This window comes from Halobacillus sp. SY10 (assembly GCF_045401165.1).
Classification (GTDB): Bacteria; Bacillota; Bacilli; order Bacillales; family Halobacillaceae; genus Halobacillus; species Halobacillus aidingensis.
On record NZ_CP174345.1, the window covers coordinates 3,811,366 to 3,826,684 of the forward strand.

The following is a 15,319-nucleotide window of genomic DNA, read 5'->3' on the forward strand; positions in this document are numbered from 1 at the left end:
GTGGAAGGCCATCTAACTTGTCGAAGGGGTTCGTTTCTCACATTCATCGAATGGGATGGTTGGGAAGCTGCGAGACTCCCGCGGGAATGGATTGGCTGGCGAGACCCCGCAGTGTGAAGCACGAGGAGACTTGCCGTCATCCCCGCAGGAAAGCGAGTAGCTTCCCAACCACCCCTGACGCACAACCCAGGCAACGAACCCCGGAACATCTCGAAACTGAGTCTTCAACTAAAGGGAGATATTATGGAAGAAGGTTAGTTTTATGATAAAGCAAAAGGACGGGGTCTGGGTGACCTCGTCCTTTTTGTGATTCTTATTCAATTTCGAATGGCGCTGGTTTGTCTTCGCGATGTTTGAAGAAGTAACGAATCGCCTCTGCAATGCGGGCAGAAGCTTGTCCGTCTCCATACGGGTTGGAGGCTTTGGCCATCGCTTCATGTTTTTGGTCATCAGATAACAATTCATGAGCCAGATGGAAGATGTGATCTTCTTCCGTTCCTGCAAGCTTCAATGTACCTGCCTCAATTCCCTCCGGACGTTCTGTCGTGTCACGAAGGACGAGGACAGGGACACCCAAGGAAGGAGCTTCTTCTTGGACGCCGCCTGAATCGGTCAAAATGAGATGGGCTCTTGATGCGAAATTGTGGAAATCGATGACATCAAGAGGCTCGATCAGCTTGATTCGATCGTCATTTCCTAAGATTTCGTCGGCTGTCTCCTTGACCACCGGATTTAAGTGAACCGGATAGACGACCTGAATATCATCATGTTCCTGTACAAGGCGCTTGATGGCGCGGAACATTTGCTTCATGTTGTTTCCAAGGTTTTCACGGCGGTGGGCCGTCATGAGGACAAGACGTTTATCTCCTACTTCCTCGAGCACCTCGGAGGCGTAGTCTTCCGCTACCGTTGTTTGTAAAGCATCAATGGCTGTATTCCCGGTTACAAAAATGTTGTCCTCCGACTTATTTTCAGCAAGAAGGTTATCTCTTGATTTATTCGTCGGTGCAAAATGAAGGTCTGCCATGACACCTGTTAACTGACGGTTCATTTCTTCAGGGAACGGGGAGTACTTGTTCCATGTCCGCAGTCCTGCTTCCACATGGCCCACAGGAATCTGGTTGTAGTAGGCAGCCAGAGAAGCGGCGAATGTTGTCGTCGTATCCCCATGGACAAGAACTACATCCGGTTTCGTTTCTTTCATCACTTCATCTAAACCTTCCAAAGCACGAGTGGTTACCTGAGCAAGTGACTGGCGGGCTTTCATGATATCAAGATCAAAATCAGGTTCGATATCAAAAATATTCAACACTTGGTCCAGCATTTCTCTGTGCTGAGCGGTTACAGCAACAATTGGTTCAAACTGTTCCGTACGTTTTTTTAATTCAAGAACGAGCGGTGCCATTTTTATAGCTTCCGGTCTTGTCCCAAATATCGTCATTACTTTAATTCTTTCTGTCATGAGTGCTCCTCCTTTAATGAGGAAGTGGTTTTATTTAGTTCCGTACAAACGGTCTCCTGCATCTCCTAAACCTGGTACGATATATCCTTTTTCGTTCAATTTCTCATCAAGAGCGGCAAGATAGATGTCCACATCAGGATGTTCTTCCTGCACAGCTTCTACACCTTCCGGGGCAGCTACTAGACACATCAAACGAATTTGTCGTGCTCCACGTTTCTTCAAGGAGTGGATTGCTTCATTGGCTGATCCGCCTGTCGCAAGCATCGGATCGATGACAATCAGTTCACGTTCTTCGATATCACTTGGAAGCTTCACATAATATTCGACGGGCTGCAATGTTTCTGGATCACGATAAAGTCCCACGTGTCCGATTTTTGCAGCTGGAATCAATTGGATAATTCCATCCACCATACCAAGCCCAGCTCTTAGAATAGGAACAAGTCCGATCTTTTTCCCTGTCAGTACTTTTGCCTTCGCATCCTCTACGACTGGTGTATCGATCGACACTTCTTCTAGTGGAAGGTCTCGGGTGATTTCAAAGGCCATAAGCGCTGCTACTTCATCTACTAATTCACGGAAGTCTTTCGTCCCTGTCTCTTTTTTACGTATGTACGTCAACTTATGTTGAATCAATGGGTGATCCAGTACATAAACGTTTGCCATTGCCATTCACTCCTTCTGAAAATTTACATCCTTTAAATTGTACAGAAAAAGAACCCTCTCCGCAACCTATGATCGTATTACGAATTATTACAGAAATACTCCCTTTTCTTGAAGACTCAGTTTCGAGATGTTTGTTGGAGTTTAGGGGCTCCGGGAAACAGTTCGCTTTCCATGGGGCGGGCGGTGAGCCTCCTCAGGCTACGCCTTCCGGGGTCTCACCTGTCCCACACGTCCCATAGGAGTCTCACCGTTTCCCTCCGCCCCTTTGCCATATAAGTTTCTCGAAACCACATCCAGAATATACAGCTTTTTACCCCAGTTAAAACAGAAGAAAAACTAACTCCCACGTTGGCTATTTTGGGGGAGTAAAAATTGCTATAGAGCGTTTTATGCATATAATACCAGGATAGTGGAAGACAGTCTCCCCCGGTGTAGTGGTTCGTTACCCGCATACGTTGCATGGGGTAGTTGGGAAGCTGCGAGACTCCCGTGGGAGAAGGAGATAGGCGAGATCCCGCAGGACGTAGTCCGAGGAAGCTCGGCGCTCCCCCACAGGAAAGCGAGTAGCTTCCCATCCACCCTTGACACTCAACATGATAACGAACCCCTAAACATCTCGAAATCAAGTCTTACACTATCCTGCCAGATTCTTTAATAAGAGCCACTAGATTGATCTAGTGGCTCTGGGTGGTTCCATTCATTAAATGGAAGAAAAGTTGAGTGTCTGATATAACGGGAAGCGGGACGTTAATTCACGTACGCGTTTTTCCGCTTCTTTCATTTTCGCTTCATCCTCGTGATGGTCTAGAGTGAACGCGATCAGATCTGCAATTTCTTCCATTTCCGCTTCCTTAAAGCCACGGCTTGTAACCGCCGCTGTACCGATACGGATACCGCTTGTGACAAACGGGCTTTCAGGATCAAACGGGATGGCATTTTTGTTTGTCGTAATACCGATTTCGTCTAAAGCTTTTTCGACAACTTTGCCGGTCAAGCCTTTGCTGCGTAAGTCAAGTAAGAGTAAGTGGTTGTCTGTGCCATCAGAAACGAGGTCTACCCCTTTTTCAACAAGGGATTCACCCAGTTGCTTCGCATTGGCGATGATTTGACGGGAATATTCTTTGAACTCCGGCTGCAAAGCTTCCTTAAAGGAAACAGCTTTTGCTGCAATGATATGCATCAAAGGTCCGCCTTGCATGCCTGGGAACACAGTTTTGTCGATCTTCTTAGCGAAAGATTCTTCACAAAGAATCATTCCACCACGAGGGCCGCGCAATGTTTTATGGGTCGTTGTTGTAACGAAATGAGCGTGTGGTACAGGGTTCGGATGTAGACCTGTAGCGACTAGCCCTGCGATATGTGCCATGTCGACCATGAGGTAAGCTCCAACCTCATCAGCGATTTCACGGAATTTAGCAAAATCGATTTCTCTCGGGTACGCGCTGGCACCTGCTACGATCAATTTAGGTTGCACTTCTTTGGCCTTCTGAAGTACTGCCTCATAATCAATCGTTTCATCCTTTTCGTCCACACCGTACTCTTCAAAATTGTACAACTTACCGCTAAAGTTAACGGGGCTGCCATGGGTCAAGTGACCGCCATGATTCAAATTCATACCGAGGACTGTATCTCCATGGTCAAGCACGGTGAAATATACGGCCATATTTGCTTGTGCACCAGAGTGTGGCTGAACATTTGCATGATCGGCGCCAAACAGTTCTTTCGCGCGGTCGCGAGCTAAGTTTTCAACAACGTCTACGTGTTCACAACCACCATAGTAACGACGGCCCGGATAGCCTTCCGCATATTTATTCGTAAGCACAGAACCCATCGTTTCCATAACCGCTTCTGAAACGAAGTTTTCTGAAGCAATCAATTCAATATTATCCTGTTGGCGTTGTCTTTCATCTTGGACGGCTGCAAAAATTTCTGCATCTGCTGATTTTACATGATTCATGGTCTAGCTTCCCCTTTCCATTCCTAATGATCACAAGAACCTGCTTCTTCTTGACTTACATAAACCGCACGTGCCCCACCAATGAGAGGAGGTCGGGTTTTCGCTGCCGTAATGTGGGCGTGGCCGATGTTTTTCTGAGCCATGCGAAGTGGAACGGCTACACGCTTCAAATGCATCCCGATAAGTGTGTCACCGATATCAAGTCCACCTTTGGCTTCTATCTGCTCCACAAGCACTGGATCTTTCATATGCTTATAAGCGAAGGAGGCCATCGAACCGCCCGCTGTCGGAACAGGAATAGCAGAAACTTCTGTCAAACGGTGCTCTTCCATCACTGAACGGTCGACCACTAATGAACGATTCAAATGTTCACAACACTGGAAAGCGAGATGAACGCCGGAGCGCTCCGAAAGGTTTTGCAGTTCACTGAAAACCACTTCAGCAATGGCTTCACTTCCTGAAGTACCGATTCTTTCCCCTGCAATCTCACTTGTCGAACAGCCAATGACAAATACACCCGGTTGAAGGCTGCTTGTTTCCATTAGCTGATCTACAACAGAACGGACATCCGTTTGAATCTTCTTCACATCCGTCACTTTTCTACCTCCTCTATGTGTCAGCACAAATAGGGGAAATCTCCCTATAAGCGGTTTGTTTTACAAAAAAAGGAGAAGCGTCAGGCTCCTCCTTCAATTGTCAGCATCAGCTATTAAAAAGCTTCAGCTTTTCTATATCCCATTGTATTACTTATTTTCATATTCGGCAATCTTACTTACACGTCTTTCGTGACGGCCTGCTTCAAAGTCTGTAGACACCCATGTTCTCGCAATTTCACGGGCTAGACCTGGTCCGATGACGCGCTCGCCCATACATAAGACGTTCGAGTCGTTATGTTCACGAGTGACTTTAGCCGTGAAAAGGTCATGCACCAATGCGGCACGAATTCCCTTCACTTTATTAGCGGAGATCGACATACCGATTCCCGTTCCACAGATGAGGATCGCTTTATCAAATTCTCCGTTTGCTACACGTTCCGCTGCAGGGATTGCGTAGTCTGGATAGTCGACGGAACTTTCACAATCACACCCGATGTCTTCGAATTCTACTTCAAGTTCATTCAAAACGTCTGCTACTTCTTTACGTAAATTCACTCCGCCATGGTCGGAGGCAAGGATCACTTTCATCTATAGACACTCCCGTCTTCTAATATCAACCTTATCGTGACAGTTTCCCTCCCCCATGTCAATGCTCTCCATCCCACTCTTCCCATCTACCGACCCTGCTTTTTTATTAAAGTATTTGGCAGGATTGTGTAAGACTCAGTTTCGAGACTTTTGTAGGATTCTAGGGGCTCCGGGAAAAGGTTCGATTTCCGTGGGCGAGTGATGAGCCTCCTCGAGCTAACGCTCTGCGGGGTCTCATCTACCACGCACTTCCCACAGGAGTCTCACCGTTTCCCTCCGCCCCTTTGCCATATGAGGTACTCGAAATCCCTCTTATAGTACCCTGCCTAAAATTGTTTTTAATCCTGCTTAAACCGTGTCGATATAGGATTCTTAACCATAAAATCCCCTGTTGGTGGAAGGTTAGTTTCAAGAATATTTTACGGCAAGGGGCGGAGGGGGATGGCGAGACTCCTGCGGGGAAAAAGTGCATGGTGAGACCCCGCAGAGCGAAGCTCGAGGAGGCTCACCGCGCTCCCGCGGAAAGCGAGTCATCCACCGCAGCCCCGAATCTCTAACACAAAAGTCTCGAAACTGAGTCTTCCACAATCGGGAGCTTTTCTGGAAGAGGAGGATATAAAAAATCCCAGAGGGGTCTCTGGGATTTTTGTATATGTATAATTGCAGTTATAAAAACGTAGGACGACGAGGATGTTACGCTTGGGGAAACCGGTTTATTCCTCGTCGCGAAGTTTTTCTACGAGACGTTCAATGTAGTGGTCCAGCTCGTCACGGGTATTCCGATAGATGGAGATATTCCCGCCGAAAGGGTCTATGATATTCAAATCTGGCAGTTCTTTCTCTCGCTGGTCAATTTCTTTTATTTCTTCTTCAAGTTCATCGAACAACTTCTGTTCCAGTTCCTGCTCATCGACCTTACCTTTAAATTCATTCAAGATGGATAAACGCTTTTCTTCAAAGGCTGCATAAAGGTTCTTTAAATGTTTCCATTGATTTTCATCAATGAGCACGTATTCTTTGAGCGTGTAGTATTTTTCTTGATGGTCCGGGTATTGGAGTGCGAGGGTTTGTTTATGTCGATCTGTCATGGTGAGAACAAGGTCTGCCCATTCCAGAAGATCTGAATCGATGGGCCTTGTTTGATGGTTCAGATTTAAATCGATTTCCCGAAGAACGAGTTCTGAATTCTTAGCCAAAGGCTCGCCTTTTCCCGCAAAAATTCCCGCGGATTGAACATTTCCTTCTTCCAATTTCGATTTTAGCAATGCTTCAGCCATTGGACTTCGGCATGTATTTCCAGTACAGACAAATAATATATTCATAGCCAATCTTCCCCTCATCGATAGTCCATTTTCTATATAGTACCATAGGTACAAATCAGACGGAAAACCTGTTAAAAAATGGCATTCAATCCTAAGGCACACAAAATACTTCCTCCAAGAAGTTCACTGTATGTTCCAAGCAAACCTCCTGCTCGACGTCCAATAATGAAGCCTGTCCACGTCAACACCATACTGAATACACCGAAGGAAAGAACAGATATAAACATTTCCGCTTCCCTTAAGCCTAAACTGAATCCAACTGGAAAGCTATCGATGCTTACGCTTAATGCGAATAACCACAGTCCGATGCCCGTCATTCGGTATGAAACCGAATGCTTCTCAGTAAACGAAGCAAAGACCGCATAAGCTCCTAAGCCGAACAACATGACTCCTCCCGACAATTCAGCCCATTCTGCCGCACTATCAGAAAGCCATTTTCCAAGTAGGATTCCTAATCCTGGCATGAACATATGAAAAACCCCGATGACAATCCCAGTGAAAAATGCGTGCCTTAACCTTACTGCTTGCAACCCCATCCCTAAAGAAACAGAGAATGCGTCGAGACCTAAAGCAATCGATAACAAGATTAATGATGTCATATGCTCCAACTGAAAGTTCCCCTCCCCGGACATGCTATATCATCGTATGCATGGGAGGAGGGTCGTATGTCAGTAGGTCTGGATTCTTTTTACAGCGGCTTTATTTAATCGATTCATAATAGCCGCTCCTACCCCTGTTTCAGAAAAAGTTTCACATAAAATCAGGTCCACATCAGACTTTTTGAATTCCCTTAAGGCTCCATAAAGTTTTTCTGCTACTTGATCAAGTTGAAACCTTGAACCACAGCGTATAAGGGGGTGATGGTCGAGTTTTTCTGCTAGTTCATCACTTGCAATCACTCCGACTCTATTTCCATCTTCCTTCAAATGTTGAAGTTGATCGGAAAAGAAATCATCATTGCCATCCACCAGCCAAAGCGGTGATTCCGGCGCATAGTGCGTATACTTCATCCCCGGTGATTTAGGCTTCTGTTTTTCATCAGCCAGAGCAGGATCCATCATGACTTGCGGGAGAATTTTTTCTAAATCTTCCTTCGTTACCCCGCCCGGCCTTAAGATGATAGGAATTTCAGTCGTGCAGTCCACGACGGTCGATTCCACTCCCACCCCTGTCGGACCTCCGTCCAGGATACCGGCAATTTTACCATCCAAATCTTGATAGACGTGATCGGCCGTTGTCGGGCTTGGTCGGCCTGATCGATTTGCGCTTGGAGCAGCTAATGGTTTTCCTGTTTTACGAAGCAAGGAAAGGGCAAGGGGATGATCTGGCATTCGAATTCCAAGGGTGGATAATCCCGCCGTCACATTTTCAGCGGCTGTCCCATTACTCTTAAGAACAAGAGTTAACGGTCCAGGCCAAAATTCGTCCATCAGTTTCCGTGCGACAGGGGAAATCTCTGAAACTAATTGACTCACTTGATCCTCATCCGCCACATGAACAATTAAAGGATTATCTGCTGGTCGACCTTTAGCTTCAAAAATCCGTTGTACTGCCTCTTCTTCCGTTGCATCCGCACCTAAACCGTAGACTGTTTCCGTCGGAAAAGCGACCACCTGCTTTTCCTTTAGAAGTGCTGAAGCTTCTTGAACTTGAGCATCCAAATCTCTTGGATTTTTCCTTTGTTTCCACCATTTCGTTTCCATACTCATCGTACGTACCCCTTTATTCCGTATCTGTTGTCATTGTCTATTATGATTAATTCTACAAAATATCGCAAATTTAGACATTATTCACAAGATGTCCTCAAGTTATCCACAATATTACCCACATATCCAAAGAATCCGTTAGTAATTTTGAGGGTGAAATTTTTTCATTCACAAGTTATTAACAAATAATAGCCTTTTTGTGAATAAATAAGCGACTTATGCACAATTAACTGTGGTTAACTTCATATATCCACAATCTTTTTTCGACATCCATTTTCTTGAACTGTTGGTGTTGGAGAAGAAAGTCGAGTGTGTCGGAATGGCTTTCCACATGCAGTTCTCTTAACCCTACTTTTTCCACATAGGTCTGAATCACTTCGAATACCTCTAAGATCCTACCGGGAGAAATATGATCTTTCACTTGAAGCTGTTCAAGCTTGCCTGCTCCCCTGGATAATTGGATCAACCGGAAAGATCCAATCGGCTGACCGGCTTTTTTCAACTGATACAGCTCATCTTCTACTTGTTCGATATACATAATAGAATCCACACCCCTTTGTTCTACTCTATGAAAAGGGTTGTGGATTCTATGCTAGGAAAAGATGCTTTCCCATATTTTAACGACAAAGAACTGCACTTCTTCTTCCTCTTCTTCCTCTACTTCTTCTTCCGTCACTTCTTCTGCTTCGGCTACACTCGTACCATTTGAAAAGTCAAGGAAACATAGAGGCGGGAACAATACACACCACCAGTTATCGCCTTTCCCTTCTCCCAATGTGATAAGAATTGCTTCATATTCTCCGGCCGGATAGACGAAGGAACCATATAGCTTCGTTGGAAATTGGACAGTGGAATCGTAGTCGACGGTATAATCCTGTTGGATCCCTTCTTTCTCAAGGGTTTGCCCTACAATTTCCTGGAGCTCTGGTAAACGACTCTGAATCAATTCCCGGGCTGCTTCGATGGAAGTTAATTCGGCTACCCATTCGGTAATTTCAGCATTGACCTCATCTCTCACCATACGTTTGACTGTCTGGTCCTTCTCATCATTACTATCCGCTAGTATACGAAGACGGATGGCTTCATCCGGAATCACTCGAAATTCAGGTTGCGCATTTGATTGTTGTCCCCATGGAAGGACTGCAACAATAATAGATAAAGATAATAATAAGAGCCAACTGTTTTTCATTTTCTTTTCCTCCCTGTCCCTCTACTAGTCGCTAGTATGGACAGGGAGCGTAGACTTTAAACCATAAATCTATCAATCTTTCATTTATAAACTGGAAAAGGCAAAGACCATGCGATCCTTCCCGTTTATATCTTTTCGTACCTCTGAAAGAAATTCCGGCAACAGCTCATGGATGAGTGCAGATACCGCTCCCCCTTGCTGATGACCGATTTCAAAAGCGATGCATTTCGGCTTTTGTTTCATATGAGAGATTTGGGTAAGGATGGTTTTATAAGCAGCCAACCCTTCTCCCTCAGCAAATAGAGCCATCGCAGGATCGAAATCCACCACGGTATCATCCATTTTTTCTTTTTCTGAAAAAGCAATATACGGTGGATTGGAAACGATAATGTCGAACGGCTCCTCAAGCAGCGATTCCAGAAAGTTCCCATGATAAAATTGAACATCAGCACCATGCTGCGCGGCATTCGTTTCAGCTATTCGAAGAGCTTCTTCTGACAGATCCACACCTGTTACATCACTGTCCGGAAGTTCGGTCGCAAGCGTAACCGCAATGACACCACTTCCAGTGCCAAGGTCGACAATACTAGGAGCTTTCAAGTTTTCATCACGTACATAATCCATAACGCCAAGGACCAGCTCTTCAGTCTCAGGCCTTGGAATCAAAACGTTCTCATTGACTTGAAATTCCCGTCCATAAAAATGACCGACTCCTGTAAGATGCTGAACAGGAATGCCTGTGTCGGCATGCTTTCTGACAGCTTGTACGAAATCTTTTTCCACTTCAGCAGGGAGAGCTTCATCGTCAAAAGCTAGAAGTTGGGACGGAGTCCAATTCAAAAAATGTTCCAGTAATAATTCAGCTACCCTCGGTTCCCGGTGATGTTGTTGTAAAAAAAGAGAAGCCCAGCGGCGGGCTTCCCGAATCGACGTAAAAGTAGGCTGCATACTATTCACCAATTTGCTCCATTTTTTTCGTTTGCTCTTCGATTAATAGAGCATCAATGATTTCATCCATATTTCCCTGGAGAATCTGATCAAGCTTCTGTAACGTCAAACCGATTCGGTGATCTGTCACACGTGTTTGCGGAAAGTTATACGTACGGATTCGCTCGGAGCGGTCCCCTGTACCTACAGCAGATTTACGGTTTTCATCGTATTCTGCCTGTGCTTCCTGCTGAAACTTATCGTAAACACGGGCACGAAGAACTTTCATTGCCTTCTCTTTGTTCTTGATTTGAGATTTCTCGTCCTGACAAGATACAACAGTTCCCGTCGGTTCGTGCGTCAAACGTACAGCGGACATGGTCGTGTTGACACTCTGTCCTCCCGGTCCACTTGATGCGAAGGTATCGACTCGAATATCTTTATCATGCAGCTCCACTTCGACTTCTTCCGCTTCAGGCATGACCACGACAGTCGCGGTAGAAGTATGAATGCGTCCTCCTGATTCCGTTTCAGGTACACGCTGGACGCGGTGAGCGCCGTTTTCGAACTTCAGCTTGGAATAAGCCATGTTTCCCGACACCATAAAGATGATTTCTTTATAACCTCCGACGTCGCTTGCATTCGCTTCAATGACTTCCGTTTTCCACCCCTGCGCCTCTGCGTAGCGCGCGTACATACGGTAAAGATCACCTGCAAATAGAGCAGCTTCATCTCCACCCGCTGCCCCGCGCACTTCCATGATGACGTTCTTATCATCGTTCGGGTCTTTAGGAAGCATGAGGACCTTCAAGCGTTCTTCAAGGTCTTGTTTGCGTGTGGAAAGTTCATGAATTTCTTCTTTGACCATTTCCACCATATCCGCATCCATTTTGTCGTCAAGCATCGTTTTTGCATCATCCAGCTGCTCTGTCACTTCTTTATACTCACGATAAGCAGTCACGGTTTCCTGCAGTCCAGATTGTTCTTTGGAATACTCACGCAGTTTATTCGTATCAGAAATAATTTCAGGATCACTAAGTAATTCGTTCAACTTTTCATAACGATCTTCTAATGTTTGTAAACGTTCGATCAATGGTATGCACCTCTTTCTCCATAACATTCTAATTATATTATAGAGAGGTCATGGTTACAACCGCTCAACCTATTCCTCAAAAAAGATGGTCCACGGAAATTGTTAAGTCTCTACAGTCTTCCATAGAGTCAGAAAAGGGAAACAACTTTCTCAAGCCATCATAGGCCGGAGTTTAGTTGTCCCCTCCTCTTAAGGAATGGACTTATTGTTGTTGCCAAAAGGTTATTTAACCTTTACATGAATATCATATCGGGGGACTGCTTGATAAACGGCTTCTCGGATTTGGCTTTCCCAGTCGGCTTTTTCTTCGTTGGAAAGCTTCTCATCCCCTTCCAAATGTGCCGTTACCCACACCTGGTTTGCTTCAAGCGTGACCCTTTTCACTTCCACTCCAGGAAGTTGCTCGGCAGCTTTTTCAATATTTTCCCGATCTTGTTTAAGGCCCCACGTATCTCCGACTTTATTCATGGAGCGTGGACTCTCCTGTCCTCGAGTCACTTCATTATTGTAGCCCATGTTCTCTACATCATCACGACTTGTCATGCCTTGGTATTTTTCTCCCTGCAACCCGCAAGCACTCAACAAAAATACGGCCATTCCCGCCATTAATAAGAATCGTCTCATCTTTTGCACCTCTTCTCTTTTTACGGTTATTGTCTCCGAAACTACTCCACTTATGCTCCATTAGTTATTCAACATAATGGCAGGATTGTGGAAGACTCAGTTTAGAGACTTTTGTTGAGTGGATGGGGGCTGCGGGGAATGAGTCGCTTTCCGTGGGAGCGCGGTGAGCCTCCTCGGACTGCGTCCTGCGGGGTCTCACCATGCACTTTTTTCCCACAGGAGTCTCCCCATTCCCTTCCGCCCCTTTACCATGTAGGTGTCTCGAAACCATTTCTGGAAACAGTTCATTTCCGACTAGATGGAAGTGAGCCGTTTAAGCACCTGGCTCAGGTATTTAGATCTCAGCCACTTGAGCGCTTCCTTCGTATTGCATTGGGAGAGTAGAAGACAGTCCTCCTGGGTAAAGGGGTTCGTTTCTCACCTAAATCGAATGGGGTGGTTGGGAAGCTGCGAGACTCCCGTGGGAGAAGGAGATAGGCGAGATCCCGCAGGACGTAGTCCGAGGAAGCTCGGCGCTCCCCCACAGGAAAGCGAGTAGCTTCCCGACCACCCCTGACGCCCAATACGGCAACGAACCCCGAAAACATCTCGAAACTGAGTCTTCAACTAAAGGGAGCATTAGTGAAATTCGCGTAAAAAAACCAAGCGGGGGATCCGCTTGGTTTGGGGGATTAATCTTGGATGAGTAATTGATATTTTCTAGGAATGATGTCTTCCTGCTTGATTTTTTTCAAGTATTCTTCAGCTTCTGCATATTTATCAAAAACCAAATCCTTGTTATCTTTCCTAAATTCAATAACGACACGGTGGCTATCTAATCCAACTATACGATACAGAGCGCATACTCCTTTCGTTGAGCATAATCAGCTCGAAAAACACAAAAAAGCCGAAAAGTATCCACTTGTGGAAAGAAAGATACTTTTCGGCTTTTGTCTAGCTCTATTGTCCAGATCAATGTTACCGAATAATATATAAAAATGTTATCTTCGTTCAATGGTTAAGCACGAGTAAGGATCAAACATCTCCGTTTCATCCCAATCACTATTATAGTACAGAATGGACGAAATGAAAACAGGTCTGCTTAAACTGATTTTTTCATGTCCTTTTGTTGCCGAATCCTTTGATATCCCTCAAGCTCTTCACATAATTGAACATACTCTAAACACATAAGGTAGACTCTGTCGTTTTCCATTTCTCCTAGAGTTAAACACTCTTCTGCAGCCTTCCTGCAAACCTCCGCACATGACGCCGCCATTTCATCCATAACCGGGCTGTTTTTCTGAACAGTTTCCACAGCGTACTTATAGGCATTCATGCATTCTTCAAGCAATAATGTCTCCTCCAGCAGCTTTGTGTCCTTTTCGCCGATCATTCTACATCCCCCTCTTTATGGTTTCAATATGAGAACCATATAACTACGATCCTTATTAAAATCCCAGTCTACAAAGACATCTTCTATACTTGTGCCAAGAATCGTTTCTAATGAGGCAAGATTTAAAAGTCGCTTTTCCAGCCTTCGTTTGGAAATCTTCAGAGGCTGTTCATATCCAGCATTGATCATTTCCTTTTCAATAGCAACTAATATTCCGTTACGCTCTATCAGTAGTGTCCGTTCATTCAACAAAAACGATCGAATGGAAGCCGGTGTTTTTTCTGCTTTGCGGCTCATTTTTTCCACTTCTTCGTGTACCGCGTCTTTATGTTTATAGGATTTTAAACCTTCCTTGTCAGGGTTGTCCGTTTTAATCACTCCGATAAGTACACCGGTTTGTCTAGATAAAGACCAGTCATAATATAGTGTATCGACATTTATACCTGTATCGGCACGAAGAGTTGCTTTTATATCAGGAATTAATTCTCTCATCATAAGGTCTCGCGTTTCATCCACTTTTTTATCATTTTTCTGCCCGACTAATACCCGCTCCATTGGCGCAAGGAAATCTTTCAGGTAGATGGTAAGAAATTCCCCCTCTATGGAGACGAATACAGAAGAGGGTCCTTTTCCGAAGTGGTCACGCAGCAGCTTGCCAATATAGCTCGACATTTCTGACTGCATGGACTGCTTATCCATTCCTATCCCCCCAGACCAAACGTTTATCTACATCTACAATATAAAGTATCACAAACTACGCGGTATTAAACGGATTCTAGCACATCGAGGATATCTGACAGCACATTTATTTAAGTGACTGGCAGGATTGTGGAAGACTCAGTTTCGAGACTTTTGTTGAGTGGATGGGGGTGAGTCGTTTAAGCACCCGGCTCAGATATTTAGATCTCAGCCACTTGATATAGAGCGCTTTCTTCGTATTGCATTGGGATAGTAGAAAACAGTCCCTCAAACGTCTCGAAACTGAGTCTGAGAAAAGGGAGATTTATTGTAAGAAAAGGAATTGGGTTTTCGGTAGGTAAAAAAAGACAGCTGGGATCAGCTGTCTGAGTAGTGGTTTATGTTGTTTTTTCAGCGTAAACCTTTTTTACTTCTTGTTGCCTGGGCTTGTTAGGTACTTCGTGATGATGGCGGCAACGCGGTTCGTATGATTCCGATGCACCCACTAAGATGATTGGATCGTCATAGGAAGCGGGCGCCCCATCGATCAAGCGTTGAGTACGGCTGGCCGGTGAACCACAAATAGGGCAGATGGCGTTTAATTTTGTGACACTTTCACTCAGTGCCATCATATCCGGCATTTTACCAAAAGGTTCACCTCTGAAGTCGGTATCCAGTCCAGCGACGATGACGCGTATGCCTTTGTCTGCCAAACACTCTACGACCTCAACGATATGCTCGTCAAAAAACTGCATTTCATCGATTCCTACGACATCCACTTCATCCGTCACATGCTGAAGGATATCCAGCGAGCTTTTCACAGGACGAGCCATCACAGAAGTGCCATTATGAGATACAACCGCATCTTCTTTGTACCGGTCATCAATCGCAGGTTTATAGACACGGACCGTCAAATTACCGAAAGTCGCGCGCCTGACGCGACGGATCAACTCCTCTGATTTTCCGCTGAACATACTTCCGCAGATGAGCTCGACCCATCCACTTTGTTTCATTACATACACGTCTACTGTCGCTCCCTTCTCACTCGATCAAGCTTCAAATATGGGGGGATCATCCGGTATCCTCCCCTTTATTTCAACAAAAAAGAGCGCCCTTGATGACACCGATTTAACGGCGGCTTT

The 15,319-nt window shown here is 45.2% G+C and carries 16 protein-coding genes; all 16 read right to left on the reverse strand.

Going from position 1 to position 15,319, the window contains the following annotated elements; all coding sequences use genetic code 11:
• Nucleotides 1-313 precede the first annotated feature (313 nt).
• The 16 genes from wecB to ACJA3J_RS19370 all read right to left on the reverse strand — a co-directional run bounded on the left by wecB (nt 314) and on the right by ACJA3J_RS19370 (nt 15,199).
• Nucleotides 314-1,462, reverse strand: coding sequence for a non-hydrolyzing UDP-N-acetylglucosamine 2-epimerase (gene wecB / locus ACJA3J_RS19295; RefSeq protein ID WP_115825170.1), 1,149 nt, complete (start codon nt 1,460-1,462; stop codon nt 314-316).
• Nucleotides 1,463-1,492: 30 nt separating this feature from the next.
• Complete coding sequence (gene upp, locus ACJA3J_RS19300) at nt 1,493-2,125, reverse strand: uracil phosphoribosyltransferase (RefSeq protein ID WP_089654985.1); 633 nt, start codon at nt 2,123-2,125, stop codon at nt 1,493-1,495.
• A 700-nt stretch (nt 2,126-2,825) separates the two neighbouring features.
• Entirely contained in the window at nt 2,826-4,082 is a 1,257-nt protein-coding gene (glyA, locus tag ACJA3J_RS19305; protein ID WP_089654984.1) for a serine hydroxymethyltransferase, read from the reverse strand.
• A 23-nt stretch (nt 4,083-4,105) separates the two neighbouring features.
• The gene (locus ACJA3J_RS19310) at nt 4,106-4,669 is read right to left on the reverse strand and encodes a TIGR01440 family protein (RefSeq protein WP_406946331.1); all 564 of its coding nucleotides are present in this window, start codon (nt 4,667-4,669) and stop codon (nt 4,106-4,108) included.
• A gap of 156 nt (nt 4,670-4,825) precedes the next feature.
• On the reverse strand, nt 4,826-5,266 hold the full coding sequence (rpiB, locus tag ACJA3J_RS19315) for a ribose 5-phosphate isomerase B (protein ID WP_160913978.1): 441 nt from the start codon (nt 5,264-5,266) through the stop codon (nt 4,826-4,828).
• Nucleotides 5,267-5,979: 713 nt separating this feature from the next.
• Nucleotides 5,980-6,588: a low molecular weight protein arginine phosphatase gene (locus tag ACJA3J_RS19320; RefSeq protein WP_089654981.1), complete on the reverse strand. Its 609-nt coding sequence runs from the start codon at nt 6,586-6,588 to the stop codon at nt 5,980-5,982.
• Nucleotides 6,589-6,659: 71 nt separating this feature from the next.
• Entirely contained in the window at nt 6,660-7,187 is a 528-nt protein-coding gene (locus ACJA3J_RS19325) for a manganese efflux pump MntP family protein (RefSeq protein WP_309545144.1), read from the reverse strand.
• Between the two features lie 69 nt (nt 7,188-7,256).
• Entirely contained in the window at nt 7,257-8,297 is a 1,041-nt protein-coding gene (locus ACJA3J_RS19330) for an L-threonylcarbamoyladenylate synthase (protein ID WP_406945032.1), read from the reverse strand.
• Between the two features lie 223 nt (nt 8,298-8,520).
• Nucleotides 8,521-8,832, reverse strand: a complete 312-nt coding sequence (locus ACJA3J_RS19335) for a hypothetical protein (RefSeq protein WP_089654978.1) — start codon at nt 8,830-8,832, stop codon at nt 8,521-8,523.
• Between the two features lie 54 nt (nt 8,833-8,886).
• Nucleotides 8,887-9,483, reverse strand: coding sequence for a stage II sporulation protein R (gene spoIIR / locus ACJA3J_RS19340; protein ID WP_089654977.1), 597 nt, complete (start codon nt 9,481-9,483; stop codon nt 8,887-8,889).
• An 84-nt stretch (nt 9,484-9,567) separates the two neighbouring features.
• Nucleotides 9,568-10,431, reverse strand: a complete 864-nt coding sequence (gene prmC, locus ACJA3J_RS19345; RefSeq protein WP_406946332.1) for a peptide chain release factor N(5)-glutamine methyltransferase — start codon at nt 10,429-10,431, stop codon at nt 9,568-9,570.
• Nucleotide 10,432: 1 nt separating this feature from the next.
• Nucleotides 10,433-11,503, reverse strand: a complete 1,071-nt coding sequence (gene prfA / locus ACJA3J_RS19350) for a peptide chain release factor 1 (protein ID WP_406945033.1) — start codon at nt 11,501-11,503, stop codon at nt 10,433-10,435.
• Between the two features lie 222 nt (nt 11,504-11,725).
• Entirely contained in the window at nt 11,726-12,127 is a 402-nt protein-coding gene (locus ACJA3J_RS19355) for a lipoprotein (protein ID WP_115893399.1), read from the reverse strand.
• Nucleotides 12,128-13,208: 1,081 nt separating this feature from the next.
• Nucleotides 13,209-13,499: a hypothetical protein gene (locus ACJA3J_RS19360; protein WP_406945034.1), complete on the reverse strand. Its 291-nt coding sequence runs from the start codon at nt 13,497-13,499 to the stop codon at nt 13,209-13,211.
• A 15-nt stretch (nt 13,500-13,514) separates the two neighbouring features.
• Nucleotides 13,515-14,198, reverse strand: a complete 684-nt coding sequence (locus tag ACJA3J_RS19365; protein ID WP_406945035.1) for a DUF2294 domain-containing protein — start codon at nt 14,196-14,198, stop codon at nt 13,515-13,517.
• 377 nt (nt 14,199-14,575) lie between these two features.
• The gene (locus ACJA3J_RS19370; protein ID WP_089654860.1) at nt 14,576-15,199 is read right to left on the reverse strand and encodes a thymidine kinase; all 624 of its coding nucleotides are present in this window, start codon (nt 15,197-15,199) and stop codon (nt 14,576-14,578) included.
• Nucleotides 15,200-15,319: the final 120 nt, after the last annotated feature.

Coding starts and splice junctions, on each gene's coding strand:
- glyA (WP_089654984.1), bottom strand. CDS start 4,082: ATGAATCATGTAAAATCAGCAGATGCAGAAATTTTTGCAGCCGTCCAA.
- ACJA3J_RS19330 (WP_406945032.1), bottom strand. CDS start 8,297: ATGAGTATGGAAACGAAATGGTGGAAACAAAGGAAAAATCCAAGAGAT.
- ACJA3J_RS19360 (WP_406945034.1), bottom strand. CDS start 13,499: ATGATCGGCGAAAAGGACACAAAGCTGCTGGAGGAGACATTATTGCTT.
- ACJA3J_RS19325 (WP_309545144.1), bottom strand. CDS start 7,187: ATGACATCATTAATCTTGTTATCGATTGCTTTAGGTCTCGACGCATTC.
- wecB (WP_115825170.1), bottom strand. CDS start 1,462: ATGACAGAAAGAATTAAAGTAATGACGATATTTGGGACAAGACCGGAA.
- spoIIR (WP_089654977.1), bottom strand. CDS start 9,483: ATGAAAAACAGTTGGCTCTTATTATTATCTTTATCTATTATTGTTGCA.
- upp (WP_089654985.1), bottom strand. CDS start 2,125: ATGGCAAACGTTTATGTACTGGATCACCCATTGATTCAACATAAGTTG.
- rpiB (WP_160913978.1), bottom strand. CDS start 5,266: ATGAAAGTGATCCTTGCCTCCGACCATGGCGGAGTGAATTTACGTAAA.
- ACJA3J_RS19365 (WP_406945035.1), bottom strand. CDS start 14,198: ATGGATAAGCAGTCCATGCAGTCAGAAATGTCGAGCTATATTGGCAAG.
- ACJA3J_RS19335 (WP_089654978.1), bottom strand. CDS start 8,832: ATGTATATCGAACAAGTAGAAGATGAGCTGTATCAGTTGAAAAAAGCC.
- ACJA3J_RS19320 (WP_089654981.1), bottom strand. CDS start 6,588: ATGAATATATTATTTGTCTGTACTGGAAATACATGCCGAAGTCCAATG.
- prmC (WP_406946332.1), bottom strand. CDS start 10,431: ATGCAGCCTACTTTTACGTCGATTCGGGAAGCCCGCCGCTGGGCTTCT.
- ACJA3J_RS19355 (WP_115893399.1), bottom strand. CDS start 12,127: ATGAGACGATTCTTATTAATGGCGGGAATGGCCGTATTTTTGTTGAGT.